The 16,265-nt window shown below is 65.0% G+C and carries 8 protein-coding genes and 1 pseudogene; 3 read left to right on the forward strand and 6 right to left on the reverse strand.

Annotated elements, in window-relative coordinates; genetic code table 11:
• Positions 1 to 91: 91 nt before the first annotated feature.
• Genes D1Y84_RS01900 through D1Y84_RS01910 form a run of 3 tightly spaced genes read left to right on the forward strand, consistent with a single transcriptional unit; the run spans position 92 to position 6,658 of the window.
• Positions 92 to 2,848 (forward strand): PD-(D/E)XK nuclease family protein, encoded by a 2,757-nt coding sequence (locus D1Y84_RS01900; protein WP_124846999.1) that lies wholly within the window; start codon positions 92 to 94, stop codon positions 2,846 to 2,848.
• A complete protein-coding gene (locus tag D1Y84_RS01905) occupies positions 2,841 to 6,113 on the forward strand; it encodes an exodeoxyribonuclease V subunit beta (protein ID WP_124847000.1) in 3,273 nt (1,090 codons plus the stop codon). The genes D1Y84_RS01900 and D1Y84_RS01905 overlap by 8 nt, the downstream gene beginning before the upstream one ends.
• A complete protein-coding gene (locus D1Y84_RS01910; RefSeq protein WP_233580991.1) occupies positions 6,089 to 6,658 on the forward strand; it encodes a PD-(D/E)XK nuclease family protein in 570 nt (189 codons plus the stop codon). The genes D1Y84_RS01905 and D1Y84_RS01910 overlap by 25 nt, the downstream gene beginning before the upstream one ends.
• 7 nt (positions 6,659 to 6,665) lie before the next feature.
• Here the strand turns inward: D1Y84_RS01910 and D1Y84_RS01915 are convergent, their stop codons facing one another.
• The 6 genes and pseudogenes from D1Y84_RS01915 to D1Y84_RS01945 all read right to left on the reverse strand — a co-directional run bounded on the left by D1Y84_RS01915 (position 6,666) and on the right by D1Y84_RS01945 (position 16,040).
• Positions 6,666 to 7,694: an LLM class flavin-dependent oxidoreductase gene (locus tag D1Y84_RS01915; protein WP_124847002.1), complete on the reverse strand. Its 1,029-nt coding sequence runs from the start codon at positions 7,692 to 7,694 to the stop codon at positions 6,666 to 6,668.
• A 287-nt stretch (positions 7,695 to 7,981) separates the two neighbouring features.
• Positions 7,982 to 8,589: pseudogene (locus D1Y84_RS18285) on the reverse strand (5-formyltetrahydrofolate cyclo-ligase).
• Positions 8,590 to 8,597: 8 nt separating this feature from the next.
• Positions 8,598 to 9,728: a phosphatidylinositol-specific phospholipase C1-like protein gene (locus D1Y84_RS01930; protein WP_124847005.1), complete on the reverse strand. Its 1,131-nt coding sequence runs from the start codon at positions 9,726 to 9,728 to the stop codon at positions 8,598 to 8,600.
• Positions 9,729 to 9,842: 114 nt separating this feature from the next.
• Positions 9,843 to 13,289, reverse strand: coding sequence for a TonB-dependent receptor (locus D1Y84_RS01935; RefSeq protein WP_124847006.1), 3,447 nt, complete (start codon positions 13,287 to 13,289; stop codon positions 9,843 to 9,845).
• 319 nt (positions 13,290 to 13,608) lie between these two features.
• Positions 13,609 to 14,700 carry an isoaspartyl peptidase/L-asparaginase family protein gene (locus tag D1Y84_RS01940; protein ID WP_124847007.1) on the reverse strand — a complete coding sequence of 364 codons (1,092 nt, stop codon included), beginning with the start codon at positions 14,698 to 14,700 and terminating at the stop codon, positions 13,609 to 13,611.
• Positions 14,697 to 16,040 (reverse strand): amidohydrolase family protein, encoded by a 1,344-nt coding sequence (locus D1Y84_RS01945; protein ID WP_124847008.1) that lies wholly within the window; start codon positions 16,038 to 16,040, stop codon positions 14,697 to 14,699. The genes D1Y84_RS01940 and D1Y84_RS01945 overlap by 4 nt, the downstream gene beginning before the upstream one ends.
• Positions 16,041 to 16,265: the final 225 nt, after the last annotated feature.

Here is a 16,265-nt window from a genome sequence, read left to right on the forward strand (position 1 = left end):
TTGCCCATCCGCTATGCCCCGGCACAGGGCGCGCCTTCCACGCGATCCACATGGCCGGCCACAGGGTGCGAACCGGTAAACTGGACCGGAGATGGCCACCGGCTCCCCCGCTCTCCCGCATTTTTCCGCAGTGATCGCCGCGGCGCTTGAGCGCGGCGCGCACGTGCTCACCGCCAACGCCCGCGCCGCCCGCGCCCTCAGCGTTTCCTACGCGGAAGATGCCCGCGCTGCCGGCCGGCTCAGCTGGCGGGCTCCTGCCATCCAGGACTGGTCGAGCTGGCAGTGCGAGCAGTACGAGCAGCTCGCCGGCCGCAGCGCCGAGCCGCTCCCCCTGCTGCTGAGCACCCTGCAGGAGCAGCTTCTCTGGAAGCGCGTGCAAACGCAGCAAGCCCTCATGGTGGTTTCCCCCGACAAGCTGGCCGCCCTGGCGCAGGGTGCCTATGCCCTGCTGGGCAACTACAACGCGCACGCATCCCGGCGCGCCTCGTGGGCAGCCGCGCACGAGGACGCCGAACACTTTCTGCGCTGGGCCGATGCCTTCGACGAGGAGTGCGAGGCGCTCGCGGTGCTGCCACCCTGCGCACTCACCGCCACCCTGGTTCGCCATGCCGCGCGGCTGCACACCGCTCCCGAGCTGTTGCTGGTCGGCTTTGACCGGTTCACACCCGCGCAGAATGCGTTGCTGGATGCGCTGGAGCACACCGGCGTGCACGTCGGCACCATGCCCGACGGCGCCGAAGCCACTGACCAGCGCCTCGTCGCCGCCGAGGACGAGCAGGAAGAACTGCGCGCCTGTGCGCTGTGGGTGCGCGCCCGGTTGGAGCACGACCCTGGGCAACGACTCGCCGTGCTCGTGCCCGAGCTGTCCGGCACCCGCGCCGAGATCGACCGCGCTTTTCGCCGGGTGCTGCTTCCCCGCAGTGCCCAGTCCCCGCCAGGGGCGACACGCCTTCCGTACGAGTTTTCACTCGGCAGCCCGCTCGGCGAGGTTCCCGTCATCCAGGCTGCGCTCACCCTGTTGCGCTGGCTCGCCGGCCCGGTGCCTGGCTCCGAGGTCACGTGGCTGCTGGTCTCGGGCTTTGCCGCCATCGGCGCTGCGGAAAGCCGTCGTCTCGCCGAGGCCGATGTAGTGCTGCGGCGCAAGGGAATCCTCGCCACGGGACTGGGCATCGGCACGCTGCTGCGCCGCGGAGACGCGCTGCTGCCCGCAACCTTTGTGCAACGCTTCCACAAGGTGGAAAGCTGGGCCCGCCGCGAAGCCGGCAGGCAGCGCACTTACGCCGAGTGGGTGGAAGCAGTGGACACGCAGCTCAAGGACATGGGATGGCCCGGCCATGCCGAGCACGGCTCGCGCGCTTTCCAGGCCAGGAAGCGGTTCGACAGCCTGCTCGCACAGCTTGGCACGCTTGGCTTCGCCGGCGACACCGTGAGCTGGGCTGACTTTGTGCGCGAGGTCCAGGTCGCGGCGCACGGCACCCTGTTCGCCGCCGAGTCGCTGCATGCCCCGGTGCAGATTCTCGGAGCAGCCGAAGCATCCGGCCAGCAGTTCGACGCGGTGTGGTTTCTGCAGGTCACCGACGGCCGCTGGCCGCTCGGTGGCAGGGTGCACCCCCTGCTCGCGCCTGCCCTGCAACGCGATGCAGGGATGCCCCACAGCTCACCGGATGCTGACTACGAGCTGGCGCGCGAGCAGATGCGGCGCATCCTCCACAGCGCTCCCACGGTGGTGTGCAGCTACAGCAAACTGCTGAACGGTTCACCGGCGCGGCCTTCCCCTCTGCTGGGCAGCTTTGCCGGTGGCATCGCCGTCCCCGCCTCGGCGCCCGCGCCGCAGTGGCCCGACATGGAGTCGGCGTTTGCCACCGAACCGGTTGCAGTTGCCCCGTGGCTTGCCGAGCGTGCCGCCGGTGGCAGCGAAGTGCTCAAGCGACAGTCTGCCTGCGGCTTCCAGAGCTTCGCGCACCGGCTCGGCGCCAACGCGCTTGAAGAAGAAGCCTGGGGTCTCGATGCAGCCGACCGCGCAACCCTTCTGCATGCGGCGCTGCAGGAACTGTGGACCGTCGATCCCGCCGAAACCGCTACCGGCAAGCTGCACACGCGCGACGACCTGCGGCGCGCCATCGGCGATGGCAGCATCGACGACAAGGTCGCCTCAGCGGTGGAGCGAAGCTTTCGCAGCACGGTGCTGGCCGCCGGCAACGATCCCTGGCAGTTCCGCTACCTCACGCTCGAGCAGGAGCGGCTCTGCACGCGCATCCACGCGTGGCTCGAGGTGGAGCAGGGCCGCGCCGAGTTTTCTGTCTTCGCGCTTGAAGACGAACTCGACTCCAGCATTCAGGGACAACTCGGCGCCTTGAAGCTCAGGCTGCGCACCGACCGGCTCGACCGGCTTGCCGATGGCAGCCGTCTGGTGCTCGACTACAAAACAGCCGACAAGGTCACCACCCGCCTCTGGGAAGGTGCGCGCCCCGACGAACCGCAGCTGCTGATCTACGCCTTGTTCGGCGGCATCGACAATGTGCAGGCGCTTGCCTTCGCGCAGATCCGCGCCGCCAAAACCGGGCTCATCGGCCTGGCGCGCGACCCGGCAACCCAGCTCATGCCGCGCAACAGCAGGGCCTCCAAAGAAGGCAAAGCCGCTCCGCCCGATCCCCGCACGCTTGACGACGCAATGATGCACGGCTGGGACCAGGCGCTGCGGGCACTCGCCGACGCGTACCTGCGCGGCGATGCACCCGTAAACCCGAAACACGGGGACGACACCTGCAAACAGTGCGGGCTGTACGGCATCTGCCGCGTGCGCTCGCTCAAGGCCGCCCCTGCATCGAACGGAGACCACAATGGCTGACCTGCAGATGGGACTCTTCGCTTCGACCACACCGGACACGCCCATCCAACCCGCCGAGACGCGCAGCTTCGACGAAGCCGCGGCGCACCCCCCCGCGCCCGAAGATGCCGAGGCGCGCAAACAGGCGATCGACATCGAGCGGTCGATCCTCGTGCAGGCCCCGGCAGGCGCCGGCAAAACCAACCTCCTGACCCAGCGCTATCTCGCCCTGCTCAGCGAGGTGGAAGAGCCGGAGCAGATCCTCGCAATCACCTTTACCAAGGCAGCAACCGCGGAGATGCGCGCACGTATCGTTGGCGCTCTCGAAGCAGCACAGCGGCACCCGCAGCCAGACACGCAGGACGAAACCAGCGTGCTCGCGCACAAGGCACTGCGGCATGCGGAGCAGCGCAACTGGCGCCTGCTCGAGCAGACACACCGGCTCGACGTGCAGACCATCGACTCGCTGTGCCTGCGGCTTGCCCACAGCCAGCCCCTGTTGTCGCGCTTCGGCGGCGCACTGGCTCCGGCCGAAAACGCCGACACCCTGTATGAGCAGGCTGCACGCCGCACCATGGCGCAGCTCGGCCGCGGCCACGACTCGGATCTCGAAGAAGCACTGGAGCTCCTGTTGTTGCTGCGCGACAACAACCTGCACGAATGCGAGCGCCTGCTGGCGACGCTGCTGCGTGGCCGCGACGCGTGGCTCGGCGTGCTGCCGCTCGGCCCTGCTGAAGACGTGAATTGGGACGAAGTGCGCGAACGACTCCAGCAGCCTTTTCAAAACAGCAACCGGCAAACGCTGGAGGCACTTGCGGAGAGCTTTGCGCACACGCCGGGGCTCGCACACGAACTGGTCGTAATGGCAGGCTACGCCGCCGACAACCTGGAAGACTCCTGCGAGCACAGGGCCGCCCTGCTGGCCATCCGCGAGCTACCCGACCTCGCCCAGTGCAGCCGCGAACAGTGGCTGGCGATCGCATGGCTGCTGCTCACCGGCGATCACGCGTGGCGCAGGCAGTGGACCGTGAACATGGGCTTCCCCGCTGCCGGCAAAAACCCCGGCAAGGAGTTGCGGGAGCAGCACAAGCAGCGCATCGAAGAATGCGCTCTCTCCCTGCAGCACAACGACAGCGAAAACCCGTTACTGCAACCGCTGTTGTGCCAGTTGCGCAGCCTGCCCGCGACGGCCTACACCACCGATCAATGGCAAACCCTGCTCGCCGTGTTTCGCGTTCTGCGCCGCGCTGTTGCGGAGTTGCGCATCATCTTTGCCGAGGCCAACATGGTTGACTTCACGGAGATCGCGCAGGCAGCCGAGCAGGTGCTCAAGGACGAGTCCAGCATGCGCGGGCTGCTCGAGAGCGAACGCAAGCAACACATCCTCATCGATGAGTTTCAGGACACCTCGCGTGCCCAGTACCGGCTCGTGGCCGAACTGCTCCGCGAGTGGCGCCACGGCGACGGCCGCACCGTCTTTCTGGTCGGCGATCCCCTGCAATCCATCTACAGCTTTCGCCAGGCAGAGGTAGCCCTCTTCCACGAGACGCGGGAGCATGGACTGCCGTGCGGCGAGGACCGTCGCCACCCCTGCCACACCCTGCAGCTCACCCATAACTTTCGCTCGCACGCATCACTCGTCGAAGCTCTCAACCAACGCCTCGCAAGGATGTTTCCACCCGCGCCTGCTAAGGGCGGCTTCAGCGACACCTTTGTTGCCGCGCACGCGTGGCCGCTCCAGGGCTTCGAAGACGCACTGGAGGTCCACCCCATCTTCGTGGAGAAGCAGCGCAACGAGTACGCGCGTGAAGGCGACGCCGACGAAGATTTCGCGGAAGACCAGGCAGTCAACGATGCATCGAACCGCAAGAGCCGCCGCGAAGAAACCGAGGCCGTGATCCGCGTGCTGCAGCAGGAGCAGCCCCGCGTCGAAGCCGCGCTGGCCGCTGGTGCCTCGGAGTACCAGGTGGCCGTGCTGGTGCGCTCGCGGCCGCATCTCGCCGAGATTCTTCCAGCGCTGCGCGCAGCCTCGATTCCCTTCCGCGCAGTGGAACTCGAACCACTCGCCGATCAGCCTGAAGTGCACGACATGCTCATGCTGCTGCGCGCGCTGCTGCATCCCGCCGATCGCGTCGCATGGCTCAGCGTGCTGCGCGCGCCATGGTGCGCACTGCTCATGCCAGACCTGCACATGCTTGCCGGCAACGACGACGTAAAGCTGCGACGGGCCACGATCGCGGAACTGATAGAAACACGAAGCGCATTGCTCTCCGAAGACGGGCAGCAGCGCGTGCTGCGCACAGGCAGCGTCCTCGCGACCGCACAGCGCGACCGACTCGCCGGCGGCAGCGATCTTGCCCTCGCCGCATGGCTTGAGCAGACATGGATGGCGCTCGGCGGCAGCGCGTGCGTCGATGCCAACGCGCGCGAAAACATCGAAGCCTTCCTTCGCCTTCTCGACACACTCGCTCCGAGCGGCATGGAAGTGCTCCGCGGCGATTTCGCACTGCGCCTCGCAAGGCTCTGCGCCGCGCCCGACGCTACGGTGAGCGATCGCTTCGGAGTGCAGGTCATGACCATGCACAAGGCCAAGGGTCTCGGCTTCGAAGTGGTGCTGCTCCCAGGCCTCGACCGCGTCACCATGAGCGACCCCAGGGCGCTGCTTGCCATGCTGCAGCGCGCGCAGCCCGGACAGAAAGGCGAGTCGGAGCTCCTGCTCGCTCCCATCGGCAGCCGTGAAGAAGCAACCAGCGATCCCACCTATGCGTGGGTCATGCAGCAGAAAGCCACGCGCGATGCTGAAGAACGCCGGCGCCTTTTCTATGTAGCGTGCACACGCGCGCGCAAGCGTCTGCACCTGTTTGCGCTGGTGCAGCACAGCAAGGGCGAGATCGCCGTCCCGCGCGGCACATCGTTGCTTGCCGCGGCATGGCCCGCGCTGGGCGAAGAAATCCTCGAGCAGTGGCCCAGAACCAGGCTGCAAGCGCACGCACCCTCGCGCTCGTGGACACGCCGCAACCTCTCGAGGCTGCACCCTCTACTGGGCTGTCCCTCGCCGCAAGTGCTGCCGACAACGCGCCGCTGCTTGCACCCGCCAGCCCAGCCGCAAAGCCGCAGAAAGGTTTGTATCGCCTTCCCGCAGACTGGGCGCCACGCACCGCCGCAGCCGATGTCGCATGGAACAGCGCCACCACAAACGCTGCGCAGGAACTGTTCCGCCGCAGCGAGGGCTCGCTCGCCGCACGCGCGCGGGGCAATGCCATGCATGCGTTGCTTGAGCGCTTGAGCGACCTTTTCGCCGCGCGCGATGCGCAGGCACCCAACGAGGCCAGCGAGTTCGAAGCGTGGCGCAGCGCTCTCGCTAACAGCGCGGAACGCGTGCTGCGCGAAGCAGCGTTTGAGCCGCGCGCTGCGCACCACGAAGCACAGCTACTGGCCTCGCACGCGTTGCGTGTCGCCACCGATCCCATCGGCCGCTGGCTGCTGCAACCGCATGCCGGGGGCGCCAGCGAAACCACCTGGCAGCACTGGGATGCCGACGGCCACCTGCGCACCCTGCGTGTGGATCGCAGCTTCCTCGCGGGAGAGACAGCAGGCAGCACCGGCGAAGACTGTCTCTGGATCGTTGACTACAAGACCGGAAGCCGCCGCCCCGATGCCTTCGCGGAAGACGCTGCACGCGCAACGTGGCTCACTGAGCAGAAGCTGAAGTGGGCTCCACAGCTGGAAGCCTACGGAGCAGCGCTGCGGCACACGGGCAGCGCCGAGCGGCCGCTTCGTTATGGCCTCTACTTTCCAGAGCTGCTCGCCTTCAAGTGCTGGCATGAGTAAGCAGCCGCTATCGCGCGCGCACCAGCGGGACCACCTGCGTACCCAGCAGCTCAATGGCCTGCATCAGCATGGAGGGCGTCAGTGCCGCGGCGCTCATCTGGAAGTTGAGCCGGTCGATGCCGCCCAGCACCTCGTTGTAGTAAGCGACCTTGTCCGCAACCTCCTGCGGGCTGCCCACGAGCAGTGCCCCGGTCGCGCCACGCACCGCGTCAAACTGCGCGCGCGTCGTGGGCGGCCAGCCACGCTCCCGGCCAATCTGGTTCATCACGTGCGCGTAGCCAGGGAAGAACTCATTCGCGGCCTGCTGCGTTGTTGCCGCAACAAAACCCATCGCGTGGATACCTACCTTGAGCTGCTCCCTGGCATGACCAGCGCGGCGCCCCGCTTCGCGGTACAGGTCCACAAGCGGGCGAAAGCGATGCGGCTCGCCCCCGATGATCGCAATCATCAGCGGCAATCCCAGCGTGCCCGCGCGCGCGAACGACTGGGGCGTGCCGCCCACGCCAAGCCAGATCGGCAGCTGCTGCTGCAGGGGGCGCGGAAACACTCCCTGCCCGGTAAGTGCCGCGCGATGCTTGCCCTGCCATTCGACATGCACATTCTCACGAACGTTCAGCAGCAGGTCCAGCTTCTCGGCAAACAGCGAATCGTAATCGTCCAGCTTCAGGCCAAACAGTGGGAACGATTCGATAAACGAGCCGCGTCCAACCACTATCTCCGCCCGCCCTTTGGACAGCAGGTCAAGCGTGGCGAAGTTCTGAAACACGCGCACCGGGTCGGCCGCGCTCAAGACCGTGACGGCGCTGTTCAAACGAATATGCCTGGTGCGCATCGCAGCGGCCGCAAGGATCATGTGCGGTGCAGAGTCAAGGTACTCAGGCCGATGGTGCTCGCCGATGCCGAACGCGTCCAGTCCCACCTGGTCGGCAAGCTCCACCTCGTCCAGCAGATTGCTCATCCGCTCCACGGGGCTGAGCGCCACGCCACCCACGGGGTTCGGGGTAAGCGCTACAAAGCTATCGATGCCAATCTGCATGCAACGCTCCTTGGATCGCCGCATGTTTCTGCGGCCAGTCGCTCTTTAGATGAAGCAATGAGCAAACAGTTGCAGCGCGGACCTATGCACCCTTGCCACGTCCTCCCCCGCCACAGCCCAACCCGGCGATGCGCATCAGCAACACAGGAGAACGCGAAGCAACGGAAAAACTGACCAGCAACGCACTTACCAGGGCGATCAAGGATGCAACGAAAACTGCCATCAACGACGTGACCAGTCACACGACGACCGCGACGAACAGGACGAACCACGCGCACACCAGCAAACTACAACGGTGCTTCGTACACCGCATCCTCGGTCACAATCCGGTCCAACGGCACGTCATGCTGCTGCGGCAAAATCGTATCTACCTCGAGCAGCGCAAACCCGACCCCAACCGTAAACACCGCTCCCGCGCGACCCGCCAGCGTCCGGTCATAATACCCGCCGCCATACCCAAGCCGGTAACACGCCCGATCAAAGCCAACTACCGGCACGATCAGCAGATCAGGCTTCACAATCTTCGCTTCCGCGGGAATGGAATCCCAAACACCCCGCGATCCATCGGCACACCCGGTTCCCACAAGCGAAATTCGAGCGGCTCCCCCTTGCCAACGACGCGCGGCAGCGCAGCCGCACGTCCCTGCTCACGCAGCCTCTCGATAAACGGCATCACGTCAATTTCCGCACGGAACGGCCAGTAGAAACCCACTACCGCTGCAGGCGGCAATGCCAGCGCCTCCAGCCGCAACAGCACACGCTCGCTGCGCTCAGCATGGTCTGCGGGCGAAAGGCTGGCCCGCCGCGCGAGCAACTCTGCTCGTTTCGCGCGGCGCCAGCCAGCCCAGTCCTGCGTGCCCACTTCACTCATCTGCTGAGTGTCGCTCATGTTCATCCCCGCTGTCAGCGTGCCGCGCGCGAACCCTCAAGCTGTTTATCGTCGCACGTCGCTGTCTTCAGCACAGGATTGCACCGCGCCAGCGTACCGCCCGGCATCGACACAACAAAGCCGCTCGGCGCTGCTGCTCCCAGCGGGTAATCCGTCGACAGGATCTGCGCACCGCTCGCCATCACCGCATCGCGGCGACGCGTGTCATTGGTGCGTGCCTGCACCGTGTCGGCGTCGGTGCGCGTGCGCACCAGGTATCCCTGGCGCACCAGCGCGTTGATCTCGTCCACGCTGCCGTCGTTCTCCTCGGTGAACGCCGCATCCGGCGCGCCCGGCGCAGCATTGGTAAAGATCACGCGCCCCCGCAGCGAAGGATGCCCCTCGGTGTACACCGGCTCCATCGGTCGCTGGTCCATCAGGAACACCACCTTGCCCCGCGCTGCATCCAGCGTCGGCCAGTTGCCCGCGAGCACCGCCGCATTCAGCGTCGCCGCACTGCCGCGCACCATGTCCGGCGTAATCAGTTCACCCGCCGCAAATACCGACCGGATCTCCGCATCCAGCGCGTCGAACACCGCCGGCGTAAAGTTCTCCGGCGTCACCGAAGGAAAGTCGGCCGTCTTCAACTTGCCCTGCTTGGTCTCGATCAGCAGAAACACCGGCAGGTGCTGCGGGTGTGCCTTGGACCACGCACGCACCTCCGCAAGGCACGCCGTGAACGGCTCGCACACGCTGCGCTGATCGATATCCTGCACGTGCATCACCTTGAAACCCGGCTTGTCCATCACACCATTCGGATCAGGGTCCGGGTCGCCCGTCCCGCCGGCATCGGTGACCATCTTTTCCATGTACGGGTGCGCATACAGCCCGCCCTTGCTGTCTGCAAACACATCAATCTCCAGCTGCCGCACACCCGCGTCCAGCTGCGCCGTCAACGAAGGATGCGTGTAATCCAGCGCGGCAAACGTCTTCGGGCTCTTCGCTTGCAGCAGCTTCGCCACACCCGGCGTCAGTCCCGCATGGTAGCTGTTATGCGTACCCACAACCTGGATCTGGTTGATCCGCACAGCGCCATCCCCACCCTCCGCAACAGCAACAGCCACGGTGGCAAAACCAAGCAAAGCCGAACACACAACACGATGCATAAAGTCCTCGCAGGAGTCGGCGACATGGCGCGCGCTCCGATAGCTTCTTGAAAAAAGTGACCCGGCTCAGTAGCTGAGGCCGGGCCAGTGTATGCGACGAACAGGCTGCCGCGTTTAGAAGATGATCTTCGCCGCTACCTGCAGCTGGCGCGGTGGCAACGCCGAGGTGATCGAGCCGAACGAACTGCTGGAAACGTTATAGGCCGGAGCGTTGTAGTTGACGTGGTTAAGGATGTTGAAGGCCTCGCCACGGATATCGAGCTTGGAGTTTTCGTTCCAGAGGCTGAAAGCCTTGTGCAGACCCATGTCCAGGTCGTTGTAATCCGGGCCATACACCGAGTTACGCTGCGCGTTGCCGAAAGGATTCACGCCGGTCGGTGCGGAAACATTGGCCGTGTTGAAGTACCCCGTTACCGAGGTGTTGGTCTTGACGTGCGCACTGCTCGGCGCCACAACCTTGCCGGTGACATTCGGGCGGTACACCAGCAGCGAGCTTACCGTCTGCGTGTTCGACGCAGTGTAGTTGAGGTTGATCGGCTGACCGCTCGAGGCCGAGTTGATCGCCGTAAGCTGCCAGTCGCCAAGCAGGTAATTGACCAGGCTGCTGGTATGCGCGCCAAACATCCGCTGGTGGCCAAAGGGCAGGTCATACACCACGCTGAGCGTTTCGTTCAGCTGCTGGTTGTAGGCCGAGAGCCCACGGTCATACAGCGGGTTGCGAATGTTGATGCGCGAGTTATCGCCATTGGGCGTATCCAGATGGCCGGCAGCATTGTCTTCCGCATGCGACCAGGTGAACGAGTTGAGCAGGTACAGCCCGTTTGCGAAGCGATGCTCGAGTTTGGTCTGCAGACCGTTGTAGCTCAGAAAGCCGTCAGGCAGCGAAACCTCTACCGTGGTGAAGCCGGTAATCGGGCGACGGGCATCGACGCCCAGCGTGCCTCCCGGTGCGTTGAAGTTGGACTGGTTCTGGTCGGCCAGCACCCAGAGATGCACGCCGTGTGAGCCCACGTACGACACGGTCAGGACAGTGTTGCTGGCAACCTCACGCTGCACATCGAAGTGCCAGGTCTGCACGTAGCCGGTCGGAATATTCTTGGGCACGTAGCGGACTTCCGACGTTGCGGTGCTGTAGTTGGCGGTGCTTGCAAAGCCGGTCGGGTAGCCCTGGGCCACGGTGCGGAAGCAGTTGGCGTAGTTCTGATCCGTACAGGTTGCCTCGGGCGTGCCCGTGCCCTTGTAAGCCTGCTCCGGTGTTTGGCTGCTGACCGTGGTGCTCACCACGGCGGGTCCGTTGTAGGCCAGCAGGTTTTCTCCACCCTCACGGTTGAACTGGTCAAAGCTCAAACCGTACGCCGAGCGAATCAACGTCTTCGGGTTGACCTGGTAGCTCAGGCCGAATCGCGGCGCAAAGTCCAGCGATGGGTTGTGAACCAGCGCACGATTGAACGCGGATCCATTGGAGGCCTGGATGAGCGTGCCGGTCGTGGGACTGGTGAAGGAGAAGTTCGACAGGCGGTTGCCGTCGACCACCGGCGCGGTGCCGTACTCGTAGCGCAGACCGGCGTTGATGGTCAGTGCCGGCGACACCTTGAAGTCATCCTGCACATAAGCCATCGACATCATCTGGTGCTGGTTCTGGATGACAAAGTTGTTCAGCTGGTACGTGGAGCGCGCGCCGAACAGGAAGTCAGCAAGGTACACATCCTGCTTGGCGCCCGAGTCGGCTGTGCCGCAGGTCGTAGCGGTGGGGCAGGCAGTCGCTGTTGCCGACTGGTACTGGCTGAACGCGCCGTTGTAGCTCTCCGAGCCATACACCGGATTGAAGTCATCGATCTCGGTGTTCAGCGACAGCCACTCGAAACCAACCTTGATGTCGTGACGGCCTTCCAGGAACGAGTAGTTCACCTTGGGGTTGATCGTGAACGGGTTCTGGAACTGCGGGCTCGAGCTTTGTCCGCCGAGACCGGTAAAGTTGGTGATGTTTTCAGAGCTCAGCGCGCGCACCGTTGTCGGGTCCGTCGGCAAACCCGGAATGCCGGCCTGCACTTCTAGGCTGTTGGCGGTTCCGGAGAGATACGGTGTCTTGCCACCCTGTGTCCAGGTAAAGCCAAGACGCGCGTCCAGGATCTGGTTCGAGCTGAAGGCATGGGTCACGCCGGCAGCGATGTCCTTGTTGTAGACGTGAATGTTGCCGTTGTAACCGCTGGTGCCGCCCGCCGCACCCGGGATCGGGTTCAGGTCGACAATGTCGGCATAGTGCTGGGAGTAACGGCCGAAGATCGTGGTCTTGTTGCTGAAGACGTAATCGAGACGGCCGTCACCCTTGTTATCTTCAAGGCTCGAGTTCGCGATGGTGGCGTAATTATTGGTGAAGGCATTGATGTTCGGAGCCGGCAGCGCGGCAACCACCAGCTGGGCCAGCGGGGTCCATGCCGCCATGGGAATCTGGCCGTTCGCATACGAGGTGCCGAGCACGGGGTCATGCAGCGCCACCGGGTTGCCCTTGCTGTCCACCATGATGCCCGCGCGCTGATTCGCAGTCGGCACCGTGGAGATCACGTAAGAACCTTGCGACTGCCGCAGGCCTTCAAAGTCCGCGAAGAAGAAGAGCTTGTCCTTCAGGATCGGGCCGCCGAGTGCGCCGCCAAACTGGTTGCGCACCAGTGTCGGCTGCGCCTGCTTGCCGGTCGCCGCGTTGGTCGGTGCCACAAAGGGACCCTGCGCGTTGAAGTCCGTGTTGCGGTTGTACTCCCACACCCGCCCATGCAGGCTGTTGGTGCCGCTATTGATCGACACGTTGATCACAGCGCCCGAAGCGCGTCCAAATTCGGCAGAGTAGTTATTCGTCTCCACCTGGAACTGGTTGATCGCGTCTGGCGAAGGAGGAATGGTCTGGTTGGAGAAGCCCTGGTTCGAGGTGCCGTACGAGTTGTTGTCGAGACCATCGAGCAGGAAGTTGTTGAACTCCGAACGCTCGCCGTTGACATTGAACGACGCGTCGCGACTGGTCACGCTCTGGTTCTCCAGCGAGTTGCGGCGCACGCCCGGGGCCAGTGCGGCAAGGTCGGCATACGCGCGGCCATTCAGCGGCAGCTCGCGGACGCCCACGGTCGGAACAATGGTGCCGGAGTCCGACGTTTCGCTCTGCAGCTGAGACGCAGCGCCTGAAACTGTAACCGTCTGTGCCTGGCTTCCCACCTTGAGCTGTACGTCGACGCGCTGACGCGCATTGACGTTCACGCTGAACGGATCCGTGATCGTTTCTTCAAAGCCGTTTGCCGTGGCATCGACCTGGTACGAGCCAACCTGCACGCTCGCGAAGCTGAACTGTCCCTGTGCATCGGTCTGCACGGTGACCTTCTGGCCGGTTTGTGTGTTCACCAGCGAGACCGTGCTGTTGGCGAGCACTGCTCCGGACGTGTCACGGACGAAACCAAGCACAGACGCTGTATCAAACTGGGCAAGAGCAACACCCGCCGTGGAAAAAGCGATGGCGGAAATGGCGGCGACCCGCCACATTGGGCAAGACGCGAAGAAACGAATACGGGATCGGGACATCTAGCAGCAGCTCCACAGGAGAGCACAGTGAACTATGCTTCGTTCCTAGCTTCGCCCCGCAACGTGCCCGGGACGGTTAAGTAGAGGTTAATTAAACCGGTGCAATGATCAAACTCGTCTAAATCGATCAGAATGTAGTTCGATTGACCGTCAGAATGCCTTCCGCTTCAGTCTTCATACTTGCTTTTTGAGATGGTGGTCCGGCAACAACAACCCGGGGTATTGCCACGCGCCAGCATACCCGTGCGTCTTGCCGTTGCACAACCGGCGTCCCTTCCCTGTGGGCTCCTCAATGGCGGACCCGCATACGTCGTGCGCCCTACGGCTCGTCGCGATACACGCCCACCTGCACCGCACCGCCCTGCTGCCACTTCGCACGAAACATGCCCGGCGTATTGAAGCTCCAGGCCGCCTTGCCGTCCGGCAACAGCGCAATCACCCCGCCATCTCCATGGATCGCCACAAGCTGCCGCTGCACCACCTCGTCCACGGCCGCCTGCAGCGGCATGCCCCGGTACTCCACCAGCGCACAAATTGTCCGCGCCACCGTGAGCCGGATAAAGTACTCCCCCGTGCCGGTCGCCGACACCGCACACGAAGTGTTGGACGCATACGTCCCTGCGCCGATCACCGGCGAGTCGCCCACCCGGTTCCACTGCTTGGCCGTTACACCACCGGTGGATGTGCCGGCCGCGAGATTGCCGTGCCGGTCCACTGCGGCTACACCCACCGTGCCATACCGGTGATTGCCCGGCGTCTCCACGAAGCTGAGCGGCCCGGCCGGCGCAGCCGGCACACCCGCCGGGCGCGCCGGCACCGGCAGGCCCTCAGCCTTGAGCTCTTTCTCCAGCGCCTGCCAGCGGCGCTCGGTGAAAAAGAAGCTCGGCGGCTGTTGCTCCAGGCCCTGGTGCGCCGCAAAGGCATCGGCGCCCGCGCCAATCATCATCACGTTCTGTGACCGGTCCATCACCGCGCGCGCCAGCGCAATCGGGTGCCGCGTGCGTTGCACATCCGCCACGGCGCCCGCTTTCATCGTCGCGCCATCCATAATCGCCGCATCCATCTGGTTGGTGCCGTCGGCTGCGAACACCGCGCCACGCCCCGCGTTGAACAGCGGATTATCCTCAAGCAGTTCGATCGCGGCCTGCACCGCGTCCACCGCCGAGCCTCCACGGTCAAGCACCGCGCCCGCGGCCGTCACAGCCTCGTTCAACCCCGCGCGGTACTGCTTCTCCATCTCCGGTGTCATGGAGGAGCGTTCAATCACGCCCGCTCCCCCGTGCAGCACCACGGACCACCGATGCACTCCGGCCCCCGCCGGCTCGGGCGTACGCGTCGGGGTTCCCTGTCCATAGCTCACCGCCGCTAACCCCGCCAGCAGCACGCAAATCCAACCGGACCGCCACTTCATCGCGCCACCCCGCCGGCCGCCGCGCCGCCGCGCACAATGCTTCCACCCTTCATCACAAACACAACCCGGCCCAGCGCCGAGATGTCGGCTAGCGGATCACCGCGGACCGCGATCACATCCGCATACATGCCCGGCTTCAGCGCGCCGATCCGGCCCTCCCACCCCAGCAGCCTCGCTCCATGCAGCAGGTCGGCACGCAACACGTCGGCCGCCGGCATCCCGAACTGCACCATCAACTCCATCTCGCGCGCCTGGGTGCCGTGCGGAAACGGCCCTACGTCCGACCCCACCGCCATCGGCACACCGGCAGCAAGCTGCTTGCGGAACTCGGCAGCATGCAGGTTCTGCAGCGCCTGCTCCTGCGCTGCTGCTGCAGGCGTGGCTGCGTGCTGCGCAAAATATTCAGAAATGGCAAACGTGGGCACCGCATAGATCTGGCGCTCCTTCATCAACTGCATCGTCGCCGCGCTCAACTGGTATGCGTGGTCGATGGAGACCACCCCAGCCTGCGCAGCATACAGGGCGCCCGGCTCCCCGGTGCAGTGCACGGCCACGCGTGTGCCCAGCCGCTCCGCCTCGGCCACGGCTGCGGCTAGTTGCTGCTCTGTGTACTGGTACGGTGTACCCAGCCGCACTCCTTCCATCCCCGGCACCCAGTGATCTGCGCCGGTCTGGTAGATCTTGGTGAAGTCCGCACCCTCTTTCACCTGTTGCCGCATCACGCGCACAAGCTCCTCGGCACTATCGGCGTATGTCGCATTCGACGAGATATGCTCCGCCGGGTTGTAGCGGATCGCATCCTCGTGGCCTCCCGTGATCGAGATCGCATTGCCACTCATGCGCATGCGCGGTCCCGGGATCAGCCCCGCGTCGATTGCGTTCCGCACCGCCGAGTCCGCCGAACCCGCGCCCTCCGTACCCATGTCGCGCTCCGCCGTAAAGCCCGCCATCAGGTCCGCGCGCGCAGCCAGGGTAGCGAGAATCGTGCGCTCCGGCACCGATTCATCGATCGTCTGTGAGTCCTCGGCGCCCGGATGCAGAAACAGGTGCACATGCGCGTCGATCAGCCCGGGCATCAGCGTCGCCGCGCCCAGGTCCACCACCACCGCGCCCGCGGGGCGCGGCACCCGCTCACCCGCAGCCACGATCCGCTCCCCCTCGACCAGCACCTCGCCCGGGGAAACCAGTTGCCCGCGCTCCACGTCGAGCAGGTGCTCCGCATGCAGCACCACGGCGGCGGCAGCGGCGGGTGCTGCCGCGCCGGGCTCGCTGCTTTGCGCGTTGCCGCACAGGAGACCCAGTCCCAGAACCAACCACACAGCCGCACAGGAGCGAATCATGGCAGCGATGCTAGCACGGCCTCGCCGTCCGGCCTGCAGAAGCGACGGCCCGGGTCCGCACGAGGTGCGGCTCAAATCCGGCCTGACAGCAGCCGCCGAGCCGCACCAGCGCCGCACGCTTTCCCGCTCGGGTACGGGCGGCAAAAAGTGTGCCCTGCCGGCCCATCCAACGCGCGCACGCCATGAGATGATCACTGCGAGAAGCCTGGTTCATGCATAACCAGG

Source organism: Acidipila sp. EB88 (assembly GCF_003858395.1).
Classification (GTDB): Bacteria; Acidobacteriota; Terriglobia; order Terriglobales; family Acidobacteriaceae; genus EB88.